The 22639-nt window shown below is 45.9% G+C and carries 21 protein-coding genes and 1 rRNA gene; 12 read left to right on the forward strand and 10 right to left on the reverse strand.

Features of this window, described 5'->3' with window-relative positions:
* From J2X61_RS24695 to dnaA, 9 genes are all read right to left on the reverse strand, one after another.
* A 16S ribosomal RNA gene (locus J2X61_RS24695) occupies positions 1-87 on the reverse strand; the annotation flags it as partial.
* A 358-nt stretch (positions 88-445) separates the two neighbouring features.
* Positions 446-1528 carry an HD-GYP domain-containing protein gene (locus tag J2X61_RS24700; protein WP_274471990.1) on the reverse strand — a complete coding sequence of 361 codons (1083 nt, stop codon included), beginning with the start codon at positions 1526-1528 and terminating at the stop codon, positions 446-448.
* Between the two features lie 86 nt (positions 1529-1614).
* Positions 1615-4107, reverse strand: coding sequence for a DNA gyrase subunit A (gene gyrA, locus J2X61_RS24705; RefSeq protein WP_310191543.1), 2493 nt, complete (start codon positions 4105-4107; stop codon positions 1615-1617).
* Positions 4108-4153: 46 nt separating this feature from the next.
* A complete protein-coding gene (gene gyrB, locus J2X61_RS24710; RefSeq protein ID WP_310191546.1) occupies positions 4154-6070 on the reverse strand; it encodes a DNA topoisomerase (ATP-hydrolyzing) subunit B in 1917 nt (638 codons plus the stop codon).
* A 66-nt stretch (positions 6071-6136) separates the two neighbouring features.
* Positions 6137-6385: an extracellular matrix regulator RemB gene (gene remB / locus J2X61_RS24715; RefSeq protein WP_274471985.1), complete on the reverse strand. Its 249-nt coding sequence runs from the start codon at positions 6383-6385 to the stop codon at positions 6137-6139.
* Between the two features lie 5 nt (positions 6386-6390).
* Positions 6391-7509, reverse strand: a complete 1119-nt coding sequence (gene recF, locus J2X61_RS24720) for a DNA replication/repair protein RecF (protein ID WP_274471984.1) — start codon at positions 7507-7509, stop codon at positions 6391-6393.
* 30 nt (positions 7510-7539) lie between these two features.
* Positions 7540-7755, reverse strand: coding sequence for a S4 domain-containing protein YaaA (gene yaaA, locus J2X61_RS24725; RefSeq protein ID WP_274471982.1), 216 nt, complete (start codon positions 7753-7755; stop codon positions 7540-7542).
* A gap of 12 nt (positions 7756-7767) precedes the next feature.
* A complete protein-coding gene (dnaN, locus tag J2X61_RS24730) occupies positions 7768-8910 on the reverse strand; it encodes a DNA polymerase III subunit beta (RefSeq protein WP_274471980.1) in 1143 nt (380 codons plus the stop codon).
* A 178-nt stretch (positions 8911-9088) separates the two neighbouring features.
* Entirely contained in the window at positions 9089-10453 is a 1365-nt protein-coding gene (gene dnaA / locus J2X61_RS24735; RefSeq protein ID WP_274471978.1) for a chromosomal replication initiator protein DnaA, read from the reverse strand.
* A gap of 633 nt (positions 10454-11086) precedes the next feature.
* On the opposite strand from dnaA, the gene rpmH reads away from it, so the two are divergent.
* The 12 genes from rpmH (at position 11087) to J2X61_RS24795 (ending at position 22019) form a co-directional block, all read left to right on the forward strand.
* A complete protein-coding gene (gene rpmH / locus J2X61_RS24740; protein WP_028557239.1) occupies positions 11087-11221 on the forward strand; it encodes a 50S ribosomal protein L34 in 135 nt (44 codons plus the stop codon).
* Between the two features lie 139 nt (positions 11222-11360).
* Positions 11361-11720 carry a ribonuclease P protein component gene (gene rnpA / locus J2X61_RS24745; RefSeq protein ID WP_274471977.1) on the forward strand — a complete coding sequence of 120 codons (360 nt, stop codon included), beginning with the start codon at positions 11361-11363 and terminating at the stop codon, positions 11718-11720.
* Between the two features lie 71 nt (positions 11721-11791).
* Complete coding sequence (yidC, locus tag J2X61_RS24750) at positions 11792-12565, forward strand: membrane protein insertase YidC (protein WP_274471976.1); 774 nt, start codon at positions 11792-11794, stop codon at positions 12563-12565.
* Positions 12562-13179, forward strand: coding sequence for an RNA-binding cell elongation regulator Jag/EloR (jag, locus tag J2X61_RS24755; RefSeq protein WP_310191555.1), 618 nt, complete (start codon positions 12562-12564; stop codon positions 13177-13179). Before yidC ends, jag begins: the two co-directional genes overlap by 4 nt.
* A 75-nt stretch (positions 13180-13254) precedes the next feature.
* Positions 13255-14631 carry a tRNA uridine-5-carboxymethylaminomethyl(34) synthesis GTPase MnmE gene (mnmE, locus tag J2X61_RS24760; RefSeq protein ID WP_274471974.1) on the forward strand — a complete coding sequence of 459 codons (1377 nt, stop codon included), beginning with the start codon at positions 13255-13257 and terminating at the stop codon, positions 14629-14631.
* Between the two features lie 47 nt (positions 14632-14678).
* The gene (gene mnmG, locus J2X61_RS24765) at positions 14679-16568 is read left to right on the forward strand and encodes a tRNA uridine-5-carboxymethylaminomethyl(34) synthesis enzyme MnmG (RefSeq protein WP_310191558.1); all 1890 of its coding nucleotides are present in this window, start codon (positions 14679-14681) and stop codon (positions 16566-16568) included.
* A 3-nt stretch (positions 16569-16571) separates the two neighbouring features.
* Positions 16572-17300 (forward strand): 16S rRNA (guanine(527)-N(7))-methyltransferase RsmG, encoded by a 729-nt coding sequence (gene rsmG / locus J2X61_RS24770; RefSeq protein ID WP_310191561.1) that lies wholly within the window; start codon positions 16572-16574, stop codon positions 17298-17300.
* A gap of 341 nt (positions 17301-17641) precedes the next feature.
* On the forward strand, positions 17642-18457 hold the full coding sequence (gene noc / locus J2X61_RS24775) for a nucleoid occlusion protein (protein WP_274471970.1): 816 nt from the start codon (positions 17642-17644) through the stop codon (positions 18455-18457).
* 161 nt (positions 18458-18618) lie between these two features.
* A complete protein-coding gene (locus J2X61_RS24780) occupies positions 18619-19377 on the forward strand; it encodes a ParA family protein (RefSeq protein ID WP_274471969.1) in 759 nt (252 codons plus the stop codon).
* 8 nt (positions 19378-19385) lie between these two features.
* The gene (locus J2X61_RS24785; protein WP_274472009.1) at positions 19386-20246 is read left to right on the forward strand and encodes a ParB/RepB/Spo0J family partition protein; all 861 of its coding nucleotides are present in this window, start codon (positions 19386-19388) and stop codon (positions 20244-20246) included.
* 105 nt (positions 20247-20351) lie between these two features.
* Complete coding sequence (locus J2X61_RS24790) at positions 20352-21512, forward strand: aminotransferase class V-fold PLP-dependent enzyme (RefSeq protein WP_310191564.1); 1161 nt, start codon at positions 20352-20354, stop codon at positions 21510-21512.
* A gap of 15 nt (positions 21513-21527) precedes the next feature.
* On the forward strand, positions 21528-22019 hold the full coding sequence (locus tag J2X61_RS24795; RefSeq protein ID WP_310191567.1) for a DUF4446 family protein: 492 nt from the start codon (positions 21528-21530) through the stop codon (positions 22017-22019).
* Here J2X61_RS24795 and yyaC read toward each other — a convergent pair.
* Positions 21994-22617 (reverse strand): spore protease YyaC, encoded by a 624-nt coding sequence (gene yyaC / locus J2X61_RS24800; RefSeq protein ID WP_274471965.1) that lies wholly within the window; start codon positions 22615-22617, stop codon positions 21994-21996. The genes J2X61_RS24795 and yyaC overlap by 26 nt on opposite strands.
* Between the last annotated feature and the right edge of the window lie 22 nt (positions 22618-22639).

Here is a 22639-nt window from a genome sequence, read left to right on the forward strand (position 1 = left end):
GCTAAGCACCGAAGTGCTCCGCTCGACTTGCATGTATTAGGCACGCCGCCAGCGTTCGTCCTGAGCCAGGATCAAACTCTCCATAATAGTTGAACGATTGCTCGCTCATTTATTGAAAGCTGAATAGCTCAATTGACTTGCTAGCGAGATTATTAATCTCATGTTTGAACGATTGCTCGTTCTGTTTACTCACTCGTTGTTCAGTTTTCAAAGATCAATGTCTTCCTTATTAATCCATCGCCTTCAAAAGCGACTTGATCAATATACCACATCGGCCTACTCGATTGCAAGAACTTTTTTTAATTTCTTTCGTTCTTGTGTTCGGCCGCCGAAGCGACAAGGAGTAATATATCAAATCTAGAAACAGAATGCAAGCATAAATTCATTTTTTCTCAAAAAAAGAAAAAGCCCCTTCACAGGGGCATTCCATACCAACACACACTTTTTACACATGGCCAATAACATCTTCTATAAACAAGCTTCTTTCTGTTGCCAGGTTGACGATCGTTCCGTTCACATTCACCCATGGCCTCGTTGGATACGAGCGGTCCGAGAAGACAATTTCTCCTACACGGTTGTCACTAAGCTTCACAAGAGTACCGTTGCTGATTTGCGTTGATTTATGAATAAAGACTTGCACTAGGGTAGGATCCACTTTCCCAAATGACTCTGTGAACAATTGCTCTAATACCAGATAAGGGGACATCGCGGTTTTGTGAAAGCGTTCATTCGTCATTGCGTTATAAATATCAGCGATCGCCACAATCTTGGCGTAGATATGAATCTTGTCCCCTTTGACACCTAGCGGGTACCCGGAACCGTCTTCCCGTTCGTGATGCTGCACGGCCGTTAGCTTCACACCTTCGTTGATGCCTGAAATATTTTTGAGAATTTGATATCCCGCCAGCGTGTGCTGTTTAATCTCATCCATCTCTTCTTGAGAGAGACGCCCTTTCTTCTCCAGGATAGCGGGGTCCGTCTTAGCTACGCCAATATCATGCAGCAGACCGGCCAGAGCAATCTGCATCAAATCTTTCTGCGGCATGCCATGCCATCTTGCTAACGAATAGGCGGTTAAGCTGACCATAATACTTTTGTGATAAATATAGTCTTGCAAATTGCGGTTCTTGGGGGTGAAAGTGAGCACCTTATATGTCTCGATATGCTGAATAAGCGCCTCGAGCCCATTCCGAAGATCCATGATGGGCAGCGGTTGCCCGCCATTCGCCAACAGAAATACGCGCTTGAGCAGCTTTAGCATATTCTGATACTCGATATAAAAAGGAGGTACCGATGCTGCCGATGCCGTCACCGCCTCTTTTACCTTCGTTTCTTCTGCTGCAGCTTCCGGCTCCGCACCGTTCTTGGATTCGATATAAACCGATGGTATGAGGAAGGCCTTCAAAATTTCAATATCTCGCTCGTTAATGACCCTTCCTTTATGAAAAAGAACGTTCCCTAGCTTCGTGATGACTGGATCTCCCAGCTTCTCACCGTATTTCAATTGAGAGACGGCTATAGTTGGCACACTACTCACTCACCTTACGTTTATCATATAGTTCCTATTGTAAAATAAAAGGGATGGGTTTGTAAGCCCCATCCCTGTCATTTATTTTATTCGGTATCGGTCGATTCCGTACTTTCCGTTTCGTCGTCGCCGTCTTCCTCATTATCCGCCTGCTCTTCGTTCTTCTGAACGCGGGCCAGCGTGCCAACTTCGTCGTCTTCCCGGATATTGATGAGGCGCACCCCTTGCGTATTCCGGCCCATAACGGAAATGCCAGCCATACTTGTACGAATGACAGTTCCCGATGCCGTAATAATCATGAGATCCTCATCTTCCTGAACGACTTTCAGGCCGACAACCGGACCGTTCTTCTCGGTGACGTTCAAGGTTTTGATCCCTTTACCGCCGCGGGATTGAATACGGTATTCCGACACAGGCGTTCTCTTGCCGAAGCCCTTGGACGTTACGATCAAGACGCTGTTATCTTCGTGCACGACATCCATATCGATGACAGCATCGTCCTCATCCAACTGAATCCCTTTGACTCCTGTAGCCGATCTTCCCATCGAACGCACGTCTTGTTCCGGGAAATGAATGGACATACCGAGTTTGGTCCCCATTATGATGCCTTGGTTGCCGTCCGTCAGTTTGACGCCGATAAGATCGTCATCATCGCGCAAGTTGATGGCGATCAAGCCGCCCTTGCGAATGTTCGAGTAATCGTCGATCGGCGTTTTCTTCACAACCCCTTGCTTCGTTGCGAAGAACAAGTATTGATCGGTCTCGAAGCTCTCAACCGGGATCACGGCATTGACCGTCTCGCCTTGCTCGATCTGGATCAAGTTGATGATCGGCGTACCGCGCGCAGTTCGGCTCAAATCCGGAATCTCGTAAGCTTTCAACCGGTATACTTTTCCTTTGTTCGTAAAGAACATCAAATAGTGATGCGTGTTAGTCACGAACAAATGTTCCACGAAGTCGTCGTCTTTCGTATCCATACCGACAATACCGCGGCCTCCGCGCTTCTGGTTCTTGTAAGTCGTAACCGGAAGACGCTTGATGTAGCCCGTATGGGTAATCGTAATGACAACATCCTCGCGAGGGATGAGATCTTCGTCCTCGATGCTTTCTTCACCGACGGTGATCTCGGAACGGCGATCGTCGCCGAACTTCTCTTTGATTTCATTGAGCTCTTCGCTAATGATCGCTAGAATCAGCTGCTCATCGGCAAGAATCGCTTTCAGTTCAGCGATTTTCTTCATCAGCTCGGCATACTCGGCTTCGATTTTCTCCCGCTCTAAACCGGTCAGGCGCTGCAAGCGCATATCCAGAATCGCTTGAGCCTGATCGAAGCTCAAATTAAATGTATTCATGAGGCCGTCTCTGGCCTCTTCCGTCGTCCGGGAGGCTCGGATCAAAGCGATGACCTGATCCAGGTGGTCAAGCGCGATGCGCAGACCTTCCAAGATGTGCGCGCGCGCTTCCGCCTTGCGCAAATCATATTCCGTTCTGCGGCGGATAACTTCCTGCTGGTGCATCAGGTAGTACTGCAGCATATCGCGAAGATTCAAAACCTTCGGTTGGCCGTTGACGAGCGCCAGCATAATGATCCCGAAGTTCGACTGCATAGCCGTCTGTTTGAACAAGTTGTTCAATACGACATTCGGGTTCACGTCGCGGCGAAGCTCGATTACGACACGCATCCCGTTACGGTCAGACTCATCGCGAAGATCCGTGATACCATCGATCTTCTTCTCACGCACAAGCTCGGCGATCTTCTCAACCAATCTTGCTTTATTCACTTGATAAGGCAGCTCGCTTACGATGATCTTAGCCTTATTGTTGTTCTCTTCAATGGTCGTTCTTGCCCGCATCGTCACAGAGCCTCTGCCTGTGGTGTAGGCTTGTCTGATCCCTTCGCGGCCCAGAATGAAACCGGCCGTCGGGAAATCCGGACCCTTGATGGCCGACATCAAATCCATCGGCGTAACGTCCGGATTCTCGATCAGCATCTGGATGCCGTCAATGACTTCCCGAAGATTGTGAGGAGGAATGTTCGTCGCCATCCCTACCGCAATACCCGAGCTGCCGTTGACCAGCAAGTTCGGGAAGCGCGATGGAAGCACAACTGGCTCTTGCTCTTCCCCGTCATAGTTGGGTGCGTAATCGATAGTTTCTTTGTTAATATCGCGAAGGAGCTCCATCGCAATCTTGGATAGACGTGCCTCCGTATAACGCATGGCAGCCGCCATATCGCCGTCAATCGAACCGAAGTTACCATGACCGTCAACAAGCATATAGCGCAGGGAGAAATCTTGGGCCATCCGCACCATCGTCTCATACACGGCGGAATCGCCGTGCGGATGGTATTTACCGATAACTTCACCGACGATTCTCGCTGATTTCTTATACGGTTTATCCGGAGACATGCCCAGCTCGGACATCGCATACAGGATACGACGATGAACGGGCTTCAGTCCGTCTCTTACATCTGGCAAAGCACGACTGACAATGATACTCATCGCATAGTCTAAGAAGGATGTACGCATTTCGGTAGAAATGTCAATTTCTCTGACTTGCGAATGTAATTCTTCGCTCATGAATGTTCCTCCTGAAAGCTTACATCGTTAACAACGTTTAAATCGTTTAGATATCAAGATTTTTCACGTAAATTGCGTGTTCCTCGATGAAATCTCTTCTAGGTTCTACGTTATCGCCCATCAAAGAGTCAAAGAGCGTATCCGCTTCAATCGCATCTTCGATCGTCACCTGCAGCAGTGTCCGGCTCTCCGGATCCATCGTCGTTTCCCACAGCTGTTCCGGATTCATCTCGCCCAGTCCTTTGTAACGTTGAACGTTCACTTTGGCGCCTTCGCCGAATTCTTGCATGATGATTTCTCTTTGCTTCTCGTTGTAAGCATAACGAACGGTTTTATTTCTCTCCAATTTGAACAGAGGAGGTTGTGCAATATACACAAAGCCGGATTCGATCAGCTTTTTCATGTATCTGTAGAAGAACGTAAGCAGAAGCGTACGAATATGCGCTCCGTCGACATCGGCATCCGTCATAATAATAATTTTGTGATAACGCGCTTTGTTGATATCGAAATCATCGCTGATTCCGGTACCGAAGGCTGTAATCATCGCGCGGATTTCCGTATTCGACAAAATCCGGTCCAATCTGGCTTTCTCAACGTTCAAAATTTTACCGCGCAGCGGCAAAATCGCTTGGAAATGGCGATCGCGCCCTTGTTTGGCCGATCCGCCCGCAGAGTCACCCTCTACGATGTAGATCTCGCTGATGGACGCATCCTTAGACGAGCAATCCGCCAGTTTACCCGGCAGGGCGCTCACTTCCAGCGCACTCTTACGACGAGTAAGCTCTCTGGCTTTGCGCGCGGCTTCTCTGGCTCTGGCCGCCTGAATGCCTTTTTCAAGGATTTTCTTCGCAGTAGCAGGATTCTCTTCCATGAATTCTTGCAGCTTCTCGGCGAAGAGCGATTCCACAATTCCGCGGACTTCGCTGTTGCCAAGCTTCGTTTTGGTCTGCCCTTCGAATTGCGGCTCTGGAATTTTCACGGAAATAATCGCAGCCAAACCTTCGCGCACATCGTCGCCCGACAAGTTCGAGTCGCTTTCTTTCAGTGAATTCGTTTTACGGGCATATTCGTTCAGAATCCGCGTTAAGGCGCTCTTGAAGCCGGACTCGTGCGTCCCGCCCTCATGCGTATTGATATTGTTCGCGAAGGAGTAAATATTTTCCGTATAGCTGTCGTTGTATTGAAGTGCAATCTCGATGGAGATATTATCTTTGCTGCCTTCGACGTAGATCGGCGTCTCGTTGACAACTTCGCGGTTGCGGTTCAAATGCTGCACGAACGAAATAATACCGCCCTCGTACATATGGGTTGTCGCCATATCCGTACGCTCGTCAATGAGATTGATCTCGATGCCTTTATTCAGGAATGCGAGCTCGCGAATCCGGGATTGCAGGATATCGTAATCGTATTCTATCGTTTCTTTGAAAATTTCCGGATCCGGCTGGAACGTGACCGTCGTGCCCGTTTCTTCCGTCTCCCCGACCACTTTCACATCATATTGCGGTGTTCCGCGGCGGTATTCTTGTTGATGAATTTGGCCTTTATTCTTTACTCTCACAGTCAAGTGCTCAGACAACGCATTCACTACGGAAATACCTACACCGTGCAGACCCCCGGATACTTTGTAACCGGAATCCTCGCCACCGAATTTACCGCCCGCATGCAATACGGTGAGTACGACTTCAAGCGTCGGACGTTTGAGCTTCGCATTTTCCCCGACCGGAATCCCGCGTCCGTTATCAATGACGGTAATACTATTATTTTTATGAACAATTACATCGATTTTCGTACAGAACCCGGCTAACGCCTCGTCAATACTGTTATCGACAACTTCCCAAACGAGATGGTGAAGTCCACGGGCACTGGTTGAACCAATATACATACCCGGTCTTTTGCGAACGGCTTCTAACCCTTCCAGAACCTGAATCTGACTGTCATCGTACGCATTTTGATTCACAGACATGTTAATCTCCACCTGCTTTTTTATAGTGAGATAAACCTCTTATACTCTCTTATGTGAACAAAAAAGTTAGTTCGTTAACAAAAGATGCGCTCTTTTTTTGAGCGTCGTAGAGGAAATCGGGGAATAATACACTTTACTCTTCGTAACAACGAGTGACTTGCATTCTTCATCGCCGATTTTTTCTGTTTTTTTATCCTTTATAGCTTGTTGAATGAATTGTTTCGATATTTTTGAAGATTTCTCTATCGAGATATCGAAAATAGCAATCAGTTCGGAAGCTCTTATAATTTTCTCTCCACCCAAATGTATAAACATGCTCCTCAGCTCCTGCCACTTACATTTCCTTTCAAAACATGAAACACGGAAGCATGGTTCAGTTGGTCCAAATGGACACTCTCGAGACCCGTTGTTGTTATGAACGTCTGGACCTTCTCCTGGAACGTGCGGATCAACTGCGTCTGCCTATATTCATCAAGCTCTGAAAGCACATCATCAAGCAATAAAAGGGGATATTCGCCGACTTCCTCCTGGATGAGTTCAATCTCAGCCAGCTTGAGGGATAGCGCTGTGGTCCGCTGCTGCCCTTGAGAACCGTAGGTTTGCACTTCTTTGTCGTTAATGTAAAAAAGAAGATCGTCACGATGAGGACCCACTAACGTAACGCCTCTTCGGAATTCCTGCTCTCTAACCAATGATAACTTTATCATAAATTGGTTTAATAAAACAGATTCATCTTCAAACGACTCCATGTCAAAAGAAGGGGAGTACCGGATGAGAAGCTCTTCGCTGTCATTCGTAATTCCTCGATGAATGGTTTCCGCCCATTGTTGCAGCTTCTTAATAAAGTTTTGACGCTTTTTCATAATTTTAACACCATACTGTGCTAATTGTTCGTTCCAGATGTCCAACATGGCGTCCGGTGTGCTTTTACCAGGGTAATTTTGCTTTAAATAATTGTTCCGCTGCTGCAAAATTTTCTGGTATTGCGATAAATCGTAGAGATAGGAGGGCTGGACCTGGCCGATCTCCATGTCGAGGAACCGGCGCCTAACGCCGGGTGTCCCTTTCACGATCTCCAGATCCTCGGGAGCGAACATGACGACGTTGAGCGCACCGATAAAATTGCTTAGCTTCTTTTGCTCGAGGCCGTTGATTTTCGCTTTTTTGCCTTTGGGGGAAATCGAGAGATCCAATTGGCAGGTGCCGTAACGCTTTTGAATTTGGGCGTGCAGCTGCGTAGTCTCGCCGTTCCATCCAATCAACTCTTTGTCCTGGTGAGTCCGGTGTGACTTGGTCATGGCCAAAACATAGATCGATTCCAGCAGATTCGTCTTGCCTTGAGCATTAGGTCCGACGAATATATTCACATTGCGATCGGTGGTCAGCTCGATCTGTTCGTAATTCCGGTAAGATTTGAGCGCAAGTCTATTAAGAAACATAGGTGGTCATCCTCCTGGCAACACGCGGTCTCAGGAGCTAACGACTTCGAATTGTCCGAAACCCTCCACGGTCACAATATCCTTCGGAACGAGTTTCCGTCCTCTGCGATTTTCCGCTTGCCCGTTTACTTCAATTTTGGTATCCACAACGAAAAATTTGGCTTGTCCACCTGTGGATATACAATCCGACAGCTTTAGAAACTGGCCAAGCGTAATGTATTCCGTGTTAATAGCGATTTGTTTCATGCTGGAGCCCCCTTAGTTGGTTGTTCGATAAGGCAAGATCAGCTGTAAAATGTTCGTCGAATCTTGCGGTTTCATGATGATAGGCTGCATGGCTCCAGTAAATCCGATGTGAATGAACTCGGAATCGAGCACTTTAAGCGCATCAAGCATATATTTGGAGTTAAACGAAATTTTGAGCAGTTCGCCGGCAATATGCTGCAGGTTAATTTGCTCCGTGACTTTACCGAGCTCGGAGGAGCTGGAGGAGATCTCGATCGTTTGATCTTCCAACATGATCATTTTGACGATATTGGTCTTCTCTTCCTTGGACAACAGGTAGGCGCGATCGATCGCTTCCGCCAATTCCTTGGTCGGAACGACCATCTCGGTTTGGAAGGATTGCGGAATCAGCTTCGACGTATCCGGGTAAGTACCGTCCAAAATGCGGGAATAAAATAAAATCGAATGAATCTTGAATAAAACCTGATTGTCCGAAATAACTATATCTATAAGGGAGTTCTGATCAGGCAAAATTTTGCTCAACTCATTCAGCGTACGGCCGGAAATAACAATGTTCGGCAAATTATGCGCATTGTCATTATCGACGGTAACTTCTCTGCTGGCAAGGCGATGACGGTCGCAGGCGATGAATTTGAGCTTGTCTCCGTTAATGTTCCAAAGAACCCCGGTAAGAATCGGTGTCGATTCATTGGTCGAAACGGCATAAGACGTCTGTTTAATCATCGTTTTCAAGAGATCGCTCGGCAGACGAAGCATCTTGCTTTCTTCGATTTCCGGCAGCAGCGGATATTCGTCGGGATCGAGCCCCATGATTTGAATTTCCGAAGAACCTGAACGAATAACGGTTTGGAAATTGTGGCTTACCTCGATCTCAATAAGTTGAGCTGGCAATTTACGAATAATTTCAACGAAAAATTTAGCTGGAAGCACCACGCTGCCGGCTTGATATAACTGAATGATTTTGTTTGTTCCATTTTCACTAGGTGTGAAGCTTTGAATGGAAATGTCGGTATCGCTGGCTGTAAGGGTAACGCCGCTTACGGTTGCATCTATTTTGATCCCAGTCAGAATGGGGATGGTTGTACGGGATGAGATTGCTTTGGAAACGTGACCAATGGATTCAATTAAATGGTCTTTAAGAATCGTTAATTTCATGACTTCACTCCTGCGGTTCTTTTTTGAGATTCGTTGGCATATCTTTATATAATATCATTCTTTATTAGTAATAGCAGTAGGGCCTCTGGATATGTGGATATGTGGATGAAGCTTATATAAAGCAAGCCTATCCACATGTGCATAGTTTGTGCATAGGCTTATCATAAATCAAAGGTTATTAAGAGGGGTTCTTGATGCGCTCCGTCAGGTTATGGATCACCTTGTAGAGCTCCTGGTCCTCTTGCAGCAGTTGCGATATTTTCTCATGGGCGTGTATGACCGTCGTATGGTCGCGGCCACCAAAATTATCTCCGATTTTCGGCAAAGAGAAGTCCGTCAGCTCCCGTGCCAGGTACATCGCGACCTGCCTAGGGAAGGCTACGGCTTTTGTTCGTTTGCGCGCCTTGAAATCCTCGAGCTTCAATCCATAGAATTCACCAACGCGCTGCTGAATATCCTGAATCGTAATGACTTTGGGCCGGTTCGACGGAATGATATCCTTCAAGGCTTCTGCGGTCAAATGAACGCTGATGTCCTGATTGATCAGAGAGGAGTAGGCCACTACGCGGATCAGCGCACCTTCAAGCTCACGAATATTCGTATCGATTTGGTTCGCGATATAGATCATCGCTTCGTTCGGAATCTCCAAATTCTCGGCTTTCGCCTTTTTCCGCAAGATGGCGATGCGTGTCTCCAGGTCCGGAGGCTGAATATCCGTTATCAATCCCCATTCGAATCTGGAGCGCAGGCGGTCTTCCAAGGTTGGAATCTCCTTAGGCGGCCGGTCGCTGGAGATAATAATTTGTTTGCCTTCCTCATGAAGCGCGTTAAATGTATGGAAAAACTCCTCCTGCGTACCTTCTTTACCCGCGAGGAATTGAATATCGTCAATTAATAGCACGTCGATCGTTCGATATTTGTTGCGGAACCCTTCGCCGCGGTTATCCCGGACGGCATTAATGAATTCATTCGTAAACTTCTCGGATGAAATATACAGAACGCGAGCTCCTGGATTATGCTCCAGCACATAATGGCCGATGGCGTGCATCAGATGCGTTTTGCCCAGACCTACGCCTCCATATAGAAAGAGCGGGTTATAAGCTTTGGCCGGCGCTTCGGCTACGGCGAGCGATGCCGCGTGCGCGAAACGATTCCCGGATCCGATAACGAATGTATCGAAGGTGTACCTGGAATTCATCATGTTGGTGAAATTCTCTTCACCCGCGACGATGGCCGGTCCCTTCGGAGGCAGCACGGTCGGCTGAACGGCAGCTGATTGCGCTTTCTGCTCCTCGGTTTCGATAACGAATTTGACGGATACATGCTTGCCGGTGAAATCGTAAATGGTGCCTTCGATCAGCTTGGTATAGCGGCTTTCCAACCATTCCTGCGCGAAATTGTTAGGCGCACAAATAACGACAGTGGAATCATTGAAGACTGTCGCTTTCGTTGATTTGAGCCAGGTATCGAAGCTCGGCTTACTGAGTTTTGTTTGGATGATCGATAAGATTTGCTGCCATAAGTCCGTAGAATGGCCTTCCACAATAATTCACTCCTTTGAAATCAAACATGTGGCTTAGGGCCAGTTAAATAGAAAAAAGCATCTGTGCATAAATCATTATGTTGAACTCAAACGGAGCGTTCCGCGAGATTTAGCAGCTCAAACGCAATCAGAGTATAGTCTGCACGTTTAACGGCAAAAAGAACCTTAATGTCTGATGGGCTCAATAAAGGACGGATTTTGTCGTTTTATCCACATTATTAAGATTCGGCTAAAATGACTTATTCTTATAGAGGGAATTTTGTTCACAATGTTATCCACAGACTGTTGATAAATCGGAGAAGGATTAGGTTATATCCACAACAGAAACATAATCATCTTATCAAAAGATGGCTTGTTAATCAACGGATTGTTTGGTATTATCCACAATTACAACAAGTTGTGCATAGAAATTGTTCACAACACAAGATATTGTTGATATTGTGTTAATTTTCGACAGAGTTCTGTTTCGCTCGTCTAAATTTTATACACAGGTTATTCTTTTGGGGCTGCGGCTGCCGATTTTGGCAGATCCTTCTGCACGCTCATGTAGGTTGACTTTCTTGCTTGATTTGTGATTTAATGAGTAGTAGAAATTTTGTAGGATGGATATCCTCAGGTAGGGAGGTGCTATAGATGGGTCCGACGTTTAACCCGAATACGAGAAAGCGTAAGAAAAACCATGGTTTCCGTAAAAGAATGAGCACGAAGAACGGTCGTAAAGTTCTGCAAGCTCGTCGTCTTAAGGGAAGAAAAGTTCTTAGCGCGTAAAAAGAGGCTCCGGAAGGGGCTTTTTTTTTTGCATTTGAATGGTCTGGTTTATCTCCGTCCAAATCGGTCAAAAATAGATGGGATATCTATTGCTGATCTAACCTATCTTGAAAGCTAACAGTCTGGAGCGTACATGTCTGTGGAAAAAGAATATAGATTAGCGAAACGGGAAGATTTCAATAAGATATATCGATACGGCAAATCGATGGCCAACCATCAGTTTGTTCTATATTATTTGCCTCAGCCCAAACTGGATCATTTCCGCCTTGGCATTTCGGTGAGCAAAAAAGTCGGCAATGCGGTCGTTCGGAACCGGTTAAGACGTATGATCAAGGAAATTGTTCGTTTGAAAAAGGAGAATATGGCGCCGCATTACGACTATATTCTTCTGGTGCGGAAACCCGCGGCCGATATGGAATATGTGGAGCTTGAGAAGAGCATTTGGCATGTCGTGCGAAAAGCTTCTTTATTAAAAAGGAACGAACCAATAAAAAAATGAAGCTATATTTCCTTGCAGGCTGAAGATGTGATATAGTTTATGTTGGAAAAGATATTTAGGAGGATCTCATTTTGACTCGTCGAATTTATATGCTAGCCGCAATCTCTGCGATGATCTTGTTACTGTCAGGGTGTAGTCCGTCCAGCTCAGCCATGGCACCAATTGATCTAAATACCGCAAATTTTTTCACGAAATATTTTGTGTACCCGCTTTCTGAAACGCTGGATTGGTTTGCCGATCATTTGTGGGGTCAATATGGGCTGTCGATTCTGGTTGTTACCATTATCATTCGTCTCATTATCTTGCCGCTGACGCTGAAACAGTACAAGAGCTCCAAACGGATGCAAGAACTGCAGCCAGAGATGAAGAAGCTGAAAGAGAAGTATAAAGATGACGCAAAGAAACAGCAGGAAGAAACGATGAAGCTGTTTCAACAAAATGGTGTGAATCCATTGGCGGGATGTTTCCCGATCATTGTACAAATGCCAATCTTGATTGCCTTGTACCAAGCGATCATGCGCAACCAAGAAATTCATGGACATAATTTTTTATGGATGAATCTTGGACAACCCGACCATTATTACATTCTTCCATTGATCGCCGCGGCGACAACATTCGTTCAACAAATGTTCATGTCGTCCCAAATGAATCAACAAATGAAAAGCTTGCTATATATTTTCCCGGTTATGATTTTCGTGATGTCCATGAATTTCGCAGCCGCTCTGCCGCTTTACTGGATCTACGGTAACATCTTCACCATTGTTCAGTCTTACTTCATTTATGGTTCTCCTGGAAAACAAAAAAATCCTGGATCTCAAAATAATAAGGGTGGCCTGTCCAAATGAAAAAAATCGTGGTGACTGGAAAAACCATTGAGTTAGCGGTGAAAGCCGGCCTTTCTCAATGGCAAGTTTCGGAAGATCGTGTAAAGATTCATATTTTGGAACAGCCCACCAAAGGGTTGTTCGGGTTTATTGGTTCCAAAGAAGCTAAAGTTGAGCTTGAATTGATACCAGATCCACTTGAGGAAGCCATTGCTTTCTTACAAGATATGTTCGAAGCGATGAAAATTTCCATCACCATAGATACGACTAAGGATCGCGAAGGCTACCTCTTGAATTTGAGTGGTTCGGAGTTAGGGATTTTGATTGGCAAAAGGGGACAAACGCTTGATGCGCTGCAGTATTTAGTTAATATTGTCGCAAATCGGTATGCGAACTCGCATTTTCGCATTGTCTTAGATGCGGAGAATTTCCGTGAAAGACGGAAGAGAACACTGGAAGAGCTGGCTTCGAGGCTGGCTAACCGTGTCATCAAGTCCAAAAAAGAAGTTATTTTGGAGCCGATGAACTCGCAAGAACGCAAGATTATTCATGCCGAGTTGCAAGGGCATCCAGTTGTCAAAACATACAGCAAAGGCGAAGAACCGAATCGTCGGGTCGTCATCGCCGTCAAATAATCGTGGAATCGCAATGACTTAGGATCATGTCATTGCTTTTTCTTTAAGATGAGGTAAATTCGAGGTGCAACTACTATGCTAAACGATACGATTGCTGCTATTTCTACGCCGCTCGGCGAGGGCGGAATAGCGGTTATTCGTGTGAGCGGGGATGAAGCCGTTCCACTTGTGGACCGCGTGTTCCGTTCCAAAACGAAATTATCAGATGCAGCTACGCATACGGTACATTATGGATTCATTGTAGAACCTGCTTCCGCCGAAAAGGTGGAGGAGGTTCTCGTTACGTTAATGAAAGCTCCGCGTTCCTTTACGATGGAGGATGTGGTGGAGGTCAGCTGTCACGGAGGGATCGTATCCGTGAAGAAAGTGCTTGATCTGCTGCTGCTGCAAGGGATTCGACTGGCTGAGCCGGGTGAATTCACGAAGCGCGCATTCTTGAACGGTCGAATTGATTTGACACAAGCGGAGGCGGTAATCGACCTGATTCGAGCCAAATCGGATCGGGCTTTCAAGGTCGCCTTGAAGCAGGTTGAAGGAAATTTGTCGAAGCAAATCAAACATTTGCGGCATGTACTGGTTGAATTGATGGCTCATGTCGAAGTGAATATCGACTATCCCGAGCATGACGTTGAAGAGATGACGAATGCTTTCATAAAGAGTAAATGTGACACGGTTATGCACGAAATTGACCGTCTTTTGGTGACCGCAGAGCAAGGGAAGATTTTGCGTGAAGGGATCGAGACGGCTATTGTCGGCAGACCGAATGTGGGGAAATCGTCGCTGCTCAATGAATTGGCTCAGGAGAATCGAGCGATTGTGACGGATATTCCGGGTACGACCCGCGATGTCATTGAGGAGTTCGTGAATATTGGCGGAATTCCGCTGAAGCTGTTGGATACGGCGGGGATCCGGGAGACCAGCGATATTGTCGAACAGATCGGGGTTGAACGTTCGAAGACTGCGCTAGCGGAAGCGGACTTGATTCTCCTGGTGCTCAATAGCAATGAAGAGCTCCAATTGGATGAGATTGCAATGATGAAGCAATTGGCTGATCGGCAAACGATCGTTATTTTGAATAAAACAGACTTGAGTCGAAGAATAGATGTCGAAGTAGTTCGGAACTATTTCCCTGAAGAGCGTATTGTCGAGTTGTCTCTGATTGAGAATAAAGGTATAGAGAACTTGGAAAAGGCGATTGCCGGCATTTTCTTTGAGGGTAAACTAGAATCGAGCGATTTGACGTATGTGAGCAATGTTCGACATATATCTTTATTGAAGCAAGCGAAGCGTTCCTTGTCGGATGCGCTTGATGCCAATGAGCAATATGTACCGATCGATATGATCCAAATTGATATTCGGGCTGCTTGGGAGCAGCTTGGCGAAATTATTGGGGATTCCGTAGGCGAGTCGTTGATTGATCAGATTTTTACACAATTCTGCTTAGGTAAATGAAAACCGACAGCATTTTCGTTTTCACAAAAGAGGGAGGAATGACTACGATGGGATATCATGCAGGCGAGTATGATGTTATCGTCATCGGTGCCGGACACGCTGGCTGTGAATCAGCTTTGGCATCTGCCCGAATGGGCTGCAATACATTGTTACTTACGATCAATTTGGATATGGTGGCTTTCATGCCTTGCAACCCTTCTATTGGAGGTCCAGCTAAGGGCCATGTCGTTCGAGAGATCGACGCACTTGGCGGTGAGATGGGACGCAACATCGACAAAACGTATATTCAACTCCGTATGTTGAATACAGGTAAGGGGCCGGCCGTGCACGCACTTCGCGCGCAAGCCGACAAATTTTCTTATCAGCACAAAATGAAAGAAACGATTGAAGCGACACCAAACTTGACGCTTCGTCAAGGGATGGCTGAAGATCTCATCGTGGAGAACGGAGAGGTCAAAGGGGTTGTGACAAAAACAGGCGCTGAATATTATGCCAAGGCCGTTGTTCTAACAACCGGGACTTATCTAAGAGGCAAAGTGATCATGGGTGAGCTCATGTACGAGAGCGGACCGAATAATCAACAGCCATCTGTGAAGCTGTCCGAATCCTTGCGCAATCTCGGTTTTGAACTTGTTCGTTTCAAAACCGGTACGCCGCCGCGTGTGCACAAAGACACGATCGATTTCAGCAAAACTGAAATTCAACCCGGCGACGACCAGCCGAAATTTTTCTCCTACGAGACAAAAACGGGATCCAATGAGCAGCTGCCTTGCTGGTTAACCTATACATCTGAAGAAACGCACCATATTATCAATTCCAATCTTCACCGCGCTCCGATGTTTTCTGGCGCTATTGAAGGTACGGGTCCAAGATATTGCCCTTCGATTGAAGATAAAATCGTACGTTTTGCCGATAAGCCAAAGCATCAAATATTCTTAGAGCCGGAAGGCCGCAATACTTCCGAATACTACGTTCAAGGGCTGTCGACGAGCATGCCGGAGGATGTGCAGTTAGGGATTTTGCGTTCCATTCCAGGTTTGGAGAAAGTAGAGATGATGCGCACCGGTTATGCGATCGAGTATGATGCTGTCGTTCCTACTCAACTTAAGCCATCGCTAGAAACGAAGCTCATTAGCGGCTTGTTCACGGCAGGTCAAATTAACGGAACTTCCGGTTACGAAGAAGCTGCAGGGCAAGGGGTCATGGCCGGTATTAATGCGGCCCGCAAAGTGCAAGGGAAAGAAGCTGTTGTTCTGGATCGCTCCGAAGGATACATCGGCGTCCTGATCGACGATTTGGTTACCAAAGGAACGAATGAGCCCTATCGTTTGTTAACTTCTCGTGCTGAATATCGCTTGCTCCTTCGCCATGACAACGCGGATATGCGCTTGACGCCGATCGGGTATGAAATTGGCTTGATTTCTGAAGAGCGATACGCGGCGTTTTTGAATAAGAAAGCTTTGGTCGAGCAAGAGATTGAGCGGTTGAATACGGATAAAGTCAGACCGGAGCCTCATGTTCAGCAACTGTTGGAAAGCTTGGAAAGCGTTCAGTTGAATAATTCCGTTCCCGCAATTGGCTTGCTGCGCCGTCCGGAGATTGAGTATAAGCATATCGAAATCATGTGTCCATCCCCGCTTGAACTGGATGAAGAGATGAAGGAACAAGTCGAAATCCAAGTGAAATATGCGGGATACATTGAGAAGCAGAGCAATCAAGTTGATCGCCTGCGCAAGATGGAGAAGAAAAAGATACCTGATGATATCGAATATAGTGACATCCATGGGATCGCAACGGAAGCTAAGCAGAAGCTGGCCAAAATTCGTCCGATATCGATCGGGCAAGCATCGCGTATTGCCGGTGTGACGCCTTCCGACATTTCCATCTTACTTGTTTATTTGGAACACTATAACAGAGTCACAGCGGCAAGAGGTTAACGGATGGACGCTATTCAACAACAATTTGTACGTATGCTTGAAGAACACGACATAACGCTGAACGATAGGCAATTAGAACAATTCGAGCAATATTATAAGACACTTGTCGAGTGGAATGAGCGAATGAATTTGACAGGAATTACAGAGAGAGATCAAGTTTACTTGAAGCATTTCTATGATTCTCTTTCCGTCGCTTTCCACTTTAATATGAAATCGGTAAACTCCGTCGCAGACATTGGTTCTGGGGCGGGGTTTCCGAGTATCCCTTTGAAGATTGCTTTTCCTCATTTGAAAGTTACGATTGTCGACTCTTTGAATAAACGCATCTTATTTTTGAAAGAGATCGTTTCCCAACTAGGGCTAACCGACACAGATTGTGTACACGGAAGGGCAGAGGATATTGCTAGAATGCCCAAGTACCGCGATCAATACGATCTTGTTACGGCTAGAGCGGTTGCTAGACTTCAAGTTTTGAATGAGTTCTGCCTGCCTTTCGTTAGGAAGGATGGAACTTTCATTGCGATGAAGGGGGCGGAGATCGACGAGGAGCTGCATGCTGCTGACTACAGCTTGAACGAGCTCAGGGGGAAGGTACTGCGGGTGATCCCTATGCAGCTGCCTATCGAGGAATCTATGCGGCATTTTGTAGAAATCAAAAAGCTAGCTCCTACGCCCGCGAAGTACCCGAGGAAAGCCGGTCTACCTTTGAAAGAGCCGCTAGAAAAGCGCTAAGAATGTTCCACGTGAAACACTCAATGAGAATGGTTCATCGAAGTTTCACAATCATGAAAAGCAGGAAATTTTGCTTTCATGGAGAATTATTATTAAGTAGGATGTATTCGAAATCATGTGATTGCACTTGTCATACTTCGCCGTAATCTTGACAAGCGTTTTCGTTCGTTGATCGGAAAGTAGGATCAGGTACTGCTGGTGCTTTCCATGTCAACTTTGACAAACGCGCCCGCCCCCAAAGGACGACGAAGTCGTTGCCCTTGAGTAGAACGAAGAGGTCGTCTATCTTTGGATCGTTATGGTCGCTTAAACTACGGGAAGAGTTGGTGGTAGGTTTTCCTATGAAAGAGCAAATATCAAAGCTATTTGGACTGGCTGATCGTTCATCGTTGGATGAAGTCAAAAACATACCTGTTAATAATATTATTCCAAGTCCATATCAACCTCGAACTTTATTTGACGATGATCGTATCGATGAATTGTGCCAAACGATTCGAACGCACGGGGTCATTCAACCTATCGTAGTCAGGGTCAAAAACAATACATTTGAGCTTATTGCCGGTGAGCGTCGGTTAAGAGCGGTGAAGAAGCTGGGGCTTGATACGATCCCGGCCATCGTCCGCGATTTTAACGATTCGCAGGCGGCTTCCATTGCACTTATTGAAAATTTGCAGCGCGAAGGTTTGACTGCTATAGAAGAGGCAGCCGCCTATCAACAATTGATCGAGATGCACGATTTGACACAAGAGAGCTTGGCGCAACGACTGGGCAAAAGCCAGTCGACGATTGCGAACAAAATTCGTTTACTTCATTTAAGTGAGCCAGTGAAAATGGCCTTAATGGAGCGGAAAATTACGGAACGCCATGCTCGTGCTCTGTTGGCTTTGGATCAAGAAGATTTGCAGGTGAAAATCCTTGAAGAAGTGATCGCCAAGGAATTGAATGTTAAGCAAACGGAGATTAAGATCAATTTCTTAAAGGAAGCAACGAAGATTAAGAAGGCGCGTCGCGTGTCATTTTCGAAGGATGTTCGTTTAGCTTTAAACACCATTCGGCAATCTGTTGAGATGGTGACCAGCTCCGGTTTGAATATTAATACCCAAGAGCAAGATCATGAAGATCATTATGAAATCGTAATTAAAATTCCTAAACGATAATCCAGCATTTATTGCTACCTTAAACGGCGCAAGCCGTTTTTTTGCATCTTATGAGATATCATGAACAAAAGTAGATAAGGTAACTGGTTGATAGATATGTTAAGATAGAGTTATTGCTGTAGATTGGCATTTGGAACATAAGTGATTGAGGTGAAATAGTTTTGTCTAAAATAATAGCAATAACAAATCAGAAGGGTGGCGTCGGCAAGACGACAACTTCTGTTAATTTGGGTGCTTCCCTGGCCTCTCTAGGGAAGAGAGTGCTTCTTGTTGACATTGATCCGCAAGGTAATACGACAAGTGGGATTGGTGTTAATAAAGCAGACGTTGTGAATTGCATCTATGATGTGCTAATTAACGACGTTCACCCAAAAGATGCAACAGTAGATACGAATGTTCCAAATCTAAAAATCGTGCCGGCTACGATTCAGCTTGCCGGTGCCGAGATTGAACTTGTCCCAACGATTTCTAGAGAAGTGCGTCTGAAGAAGTCTTTGCAACTCGTAAAACATTTGTACGATTATATTCTTATTGATTGTCCTCCATCTTTAGGTCTTCTTACGATTAATTCATTAACGGCTGCAGACTCTGTCATTATCCCAATTCAATGTGAATACTATGCGCTTGAAGGGCTGAGCCAACTGCTGAATACAGTTCGCTTGGTTCAAAAGCATCTCAATACAGGGCTTCAAATTGAAGGCGTTCTGCTGACGATGTTTGATGCAAGGACGAACCTCGGCATTCAAGTTATTGAGGAAGTGAAGAAATACTTCCAAACGAAAGTGTACCAAACGATTATTCCGCGGAACGTTCGCTTAAGCGAAGCACCCAGCCACGGACAATCGATTATTACTTATGATCCTAGATCAAAAGGCGCGGAAGTGTATTTAGAGCTTGCGAAGGAAGTGATCTCGATATGACCAAAGGTCTGTCCAAGGGGTTAGGTAAGGGATTGGACGCTTTAATTACTTCTTTGCATATTGATGAAAGTGATAAAGTTGTTCAAATTCCTTTGGCCCAACTGAGAGCAAACCCTTATCAACCTAGGAAACATTTCAACGAAGATAGCATCAAAGAGTTATCGGACTCGATTAAAGAGCATGGCGTTATTCAACCGATTATTGTGCGTAAAGTCCTTAAAGGCTATGAGATCATTGCCGGCGAGCGCAGATTTCGGGCTTCGCAAATGTCAGGACTTGCTACAATTCCAGCTGTTGAAAGATCTTTCACCGATCAGCAGGTTATGGAGATTGCCCTTATCGAGAATGTGCAGCGGGAAGACTTGAATGCGATGGAGATTGCTTTTGCTTATCAAGGTATTATTGATCAGTTTTCTCTTACGCAAGAAGAGCTCTCCGCCAAGGTAGGGAAAAGCCGTTCGCATATCGCGAACTTCCTTCGACTGCTGCAGCTGCCGGAGTCAATCAAGCAATATGTTTCACGTGGAACATTATCCATGGGACATGCGAGAGCCATTGTCGGTGTCAAAGATGACAAAGTGAAGAAAGAGCTTGCCGAAGCGACAATCTCCAAGCAGTGGAGTGTCCGTGAGCTAGAAGAAGCAGTGAAAATGCTGGAGGAAGCGCCAGGGCAGGAAAAAGAAAAACCGAAGCAAAAAGAAAAGAATAGAGACCCCTATATTAATCAAGCTGAGGATCAACTGAGGGATATTTACCGTACAACGGTGAAAATCAAGCATCAGCAGGATAAAGGGAAAATCGAACTGCTCTATTATTCGAAGGACGATTTGAACCGTCTGCTAGAATTACTTCAAGGCAAAATCTCTTAAAATTAGATAGCATACCGATGGTTTTCTTTCGAGCAGAAAGATCAAACTAAGGTATGCTATATTTATGAGTGGAACTTCGATTTCGTAGGAGAGGGTGATCGTAGTATGGAGGGAATTATGTATTTCGATCAAGCGGCAACCTCCTGGCCGAAGCCGCCAGCCGTCATGGAAGCCATGATGAATTGCATGCAGGAATACGCGGCCAATCCAGGTCGGGGAAGCCATCAGATGGCGGTCAAATCGAGCAGGGTGCTTTTTGATACAAGGAAAAACCTCGCTAAGCTATTCAGTATTAAAAATCCGAACGACATATCGTTTGCCTTGAACACAACACAAGCGCTTAATCAAGCGATTAAAGGGTTTGTTAAACCTGGAGATCATGTGATTTGCACGAATATCGAACATAATTCGGTTCGAAGACCGCTTGAACATCTGAGAGCCTCTGGTCAAGTTGAGCTTACATATATTCGCAATGACGTGCAGGGAAATATCCGGTTAGATGAGCTGAAACAGGCTTTGCGTTCGAATACATCACTTGTTGTCGTCAATCATAGCTCTAATTTGTTAGGCACGATTATGCCTGTTGCTGAGATCGGTGAAATATGCCGTATGCATGGCGCTAAGCTGCTCGTAGACGCCGCTCAGAGCGCCGGAATTCTGCCCATTCATGTAGGGAATATGAATATCGATATGTTGGCTTTCCCGGGACACAAGGGGCTTCTAGGGCCTCAGGGAACGGGCGGGTTGTATGTTCATCCGAATATCGATTTGGAGCCTCTCCTTCATGGGGGGACGGGGAGTCAATCAGAAGCTATTCACCAGCCAACCGTACGACCTGACCGGTATGAGGCGGGGACGCAAAACACGGTAGGGATCGCGGGCTTGAATGAAGGCGTGAAATTCATACTCTCAGAGACGATTGAGAAAATCCATGAGAAAGAGTGGAATCTAACTCAAAGGCTAATGGAAGGTTTACTGGGAATTAAAGGGGTCACGATTCTTGGACCTGCACTTGGACAAAATAAGACAGGGATTGTTTCCTTTAATATTCATGATGCGGATTCTTCGGAAGTAGCCTTTATTTTGGACCAGTCATTTCAAATCGCCGTTCGTTCCGGCTATCATTGCTCACCGCTGGCCCATGAGTCAGCAGGCACGCTAGCCAGTGGCGCGGTTCGAGCCAGTATCGGATATTTCACAACGAATGAAGAAGTGGATGCTCTTATTCAGGCAGTCAAAGAGATCCAAACGCAGTATGCTAAGTAGAAAGAGGGATCAACCATGGGGGAACTGTATGGCTTGGATGGCGGCATTGTTGTGCTGTCCAGTTATGTGCTTATCTTGATATTATTTATTTACGTCATTGTGCTTTCCACGAAATTATCATCCTTGCGGAAGCAGTACGTGCGAATGATGAACGGCTCACAAGCAGAAAATATGGAGCAGCTCGTCATTGATATGCAAAGCGAAATCAACGCGCAAAAGGCCGAATCCGCAATGACTTCAGCCCATGTAGAAACGATTCGCCAATCCTTAACGAAGATGAAATCGAAAGTCGCCATTCATCGCTATAATGCTTTTCAAGATGGCGGAAGCAACTTAAGCTTTACTGTGGCAATTCTGGATGATTATCAAGATGGCGTAGTGTTAACAGGTATACATAGCAGGGAGCAGATGTATCTATACGCTAAGCCGATTCAAAATGGTCAATCCACATTTACACTAAGTCCGGAAGAAAAAGAAGCCATTAGTCAAACTTTAAAGCCGTCTTAATGCTTGGCGAATAAGCTTGCGTACGACGCAATGCGGAGTGAAGCGCATCGCCAATTACGTTGGCCATATTCATGACTAAGCTAAGCCTTGTATTTTGCAGCACGAAATATTCCATGAATCCTCCGACGTTGACAATGCCCGTGACGTGAATGTTGCCAACCGGAGGAAGGTCTTTATTCACACCGGCACCAGGCTTGAGGGGGCCATCCGCAACTTGGATGCAGCCGACACTTGAGACTTGACCTAAGCAAGCATCGACGGCTACGATGAACGGGTTATCGAACTGACGATTTATCTTCTCAACCGTATCCGCCAGATTCATGGCGTGAACAGGTTCATCCAGAGTGCCGAACAAATGAAGGTTCCGAAGATTGGTTGTACGATTAAGATGAGAGCCGACTAACGGACCGAGCGAGTCGCCAGTAGAGCGATCGGTTCCAACACAGATGATAACAATAGGTTGATAGGATGGTAGCTTGCTAAAGATGGCTTGCAAATGCTTAGAGAGAAGAAAAGGGGTATCGGCATCTGTATGCTGGATTTTGAGTGGGGCTAGATCCGTATCTTTCATTCCGTCGAAACCAAATTGGAATTTCATTTTATCCCTCCAAGTACTTCTT

This window comes from Bacillus sp. 3255 (assembly GCF_031456485.1).
In the GTDB taxonomy this organism is placed as follows: Bacteria; Bacillota; Bacilli; order Paenibacillales; family NBRC-103111; genus Paenibacillus_E.

Coding starts and splice junctions, on each gene's coding strand:
- noc (WP_274471970.1), top strand. CDS start 17,642: ATGAAAGAGCAAATATCAAAGCTATTTGGACTGGCTGATCGTTCATCG.
- yaaA (WP_274471982.1), bottom strand. CDS start 7,755: ATGAAACAAATCGCTATTAACACGGAATACATTACGCTTGGCCAGTTT.
- mnmG (WP_310191558.1), top strand. CDS start 14,679: ATGGGATATCATGCAGGCGAGTATGATGTTATCGTCATCGGTGCCGGA.
- rpmH (WP_028557239.1), top strand. CDS start 11,087: ATGGGTCCGACGTTTAACCCGAATACGAGAAAGCGTAAGAAAAACCAT.
- jag (WP_310191555.1), top strand. CDS start 12,562: ATGAAAAAAATCGTGGTGACTGGAAAAACCATTGAGTTAGCGGTGAAA.
- J2X61_RS24790 (WP_310191564.1), top strand. CDS start 20,352: ATGGAGGGAATTATGTATTTCGATCAAGCGGCAACCTCCTGGCCGAAG.
- dnaN (WP_274471980.1), bottom strand. CDS start 8,910: ATGAAATTAACGATTCTTAAAGACCATTTAATTGAATCCATTGGTCAC.
- remB (WP_274471985.1), bottom strand. CDS start 6,385: ATGTTTATACATTTGGGTGGAGAGAAAATTATAAGAGCTTCCGAACTG.
- recF (WP_274471984.1), bottom strand. CDS start 7,509: ATGTTTCTTAATAGACTTGCGCTCAAATCTTACCGGAATTACGAACAG.
- gyrA (WP_310191543.1), bottom strand. CDS start 4,107: ATGAGCGAAGAATTACATTCGCAAGTCAGAGAAATTGACATTTCTACC.
- rsmG (WP_310191561.1), top strand. CDS start 16,572: ATGGACGCTATTCAACAACAATTTGTACGTATGCTTGAAGAACACGAC.
- yyaC (WP_274471965.1), bottom strand. CDS start 22,617: ATGAAATTCCAATTTGGTTTCGACGGAATGAAAGATACGGATCTAGCC.
- J2X61_RS24795 (WP_310191567.1), top strand. CDS start 21,528: ATGGGGGAACTGTATGGCTTGGATGGCGGCATTGTTGTGCTGTCCAGT.
- mnmE (WP_274471974.1), top strand. CDS start 13,255: ATGCTAAACGATACGATTGCTGCTATTTCTACGCCGCTCGGCGAGGGC.
- gyrB (WP_310191546.1), bottom strand. CDS start 6,070: ATGTCTGTGAATCAAAATGCGTACGATGACAGTCAGATTCAGGTTCTG.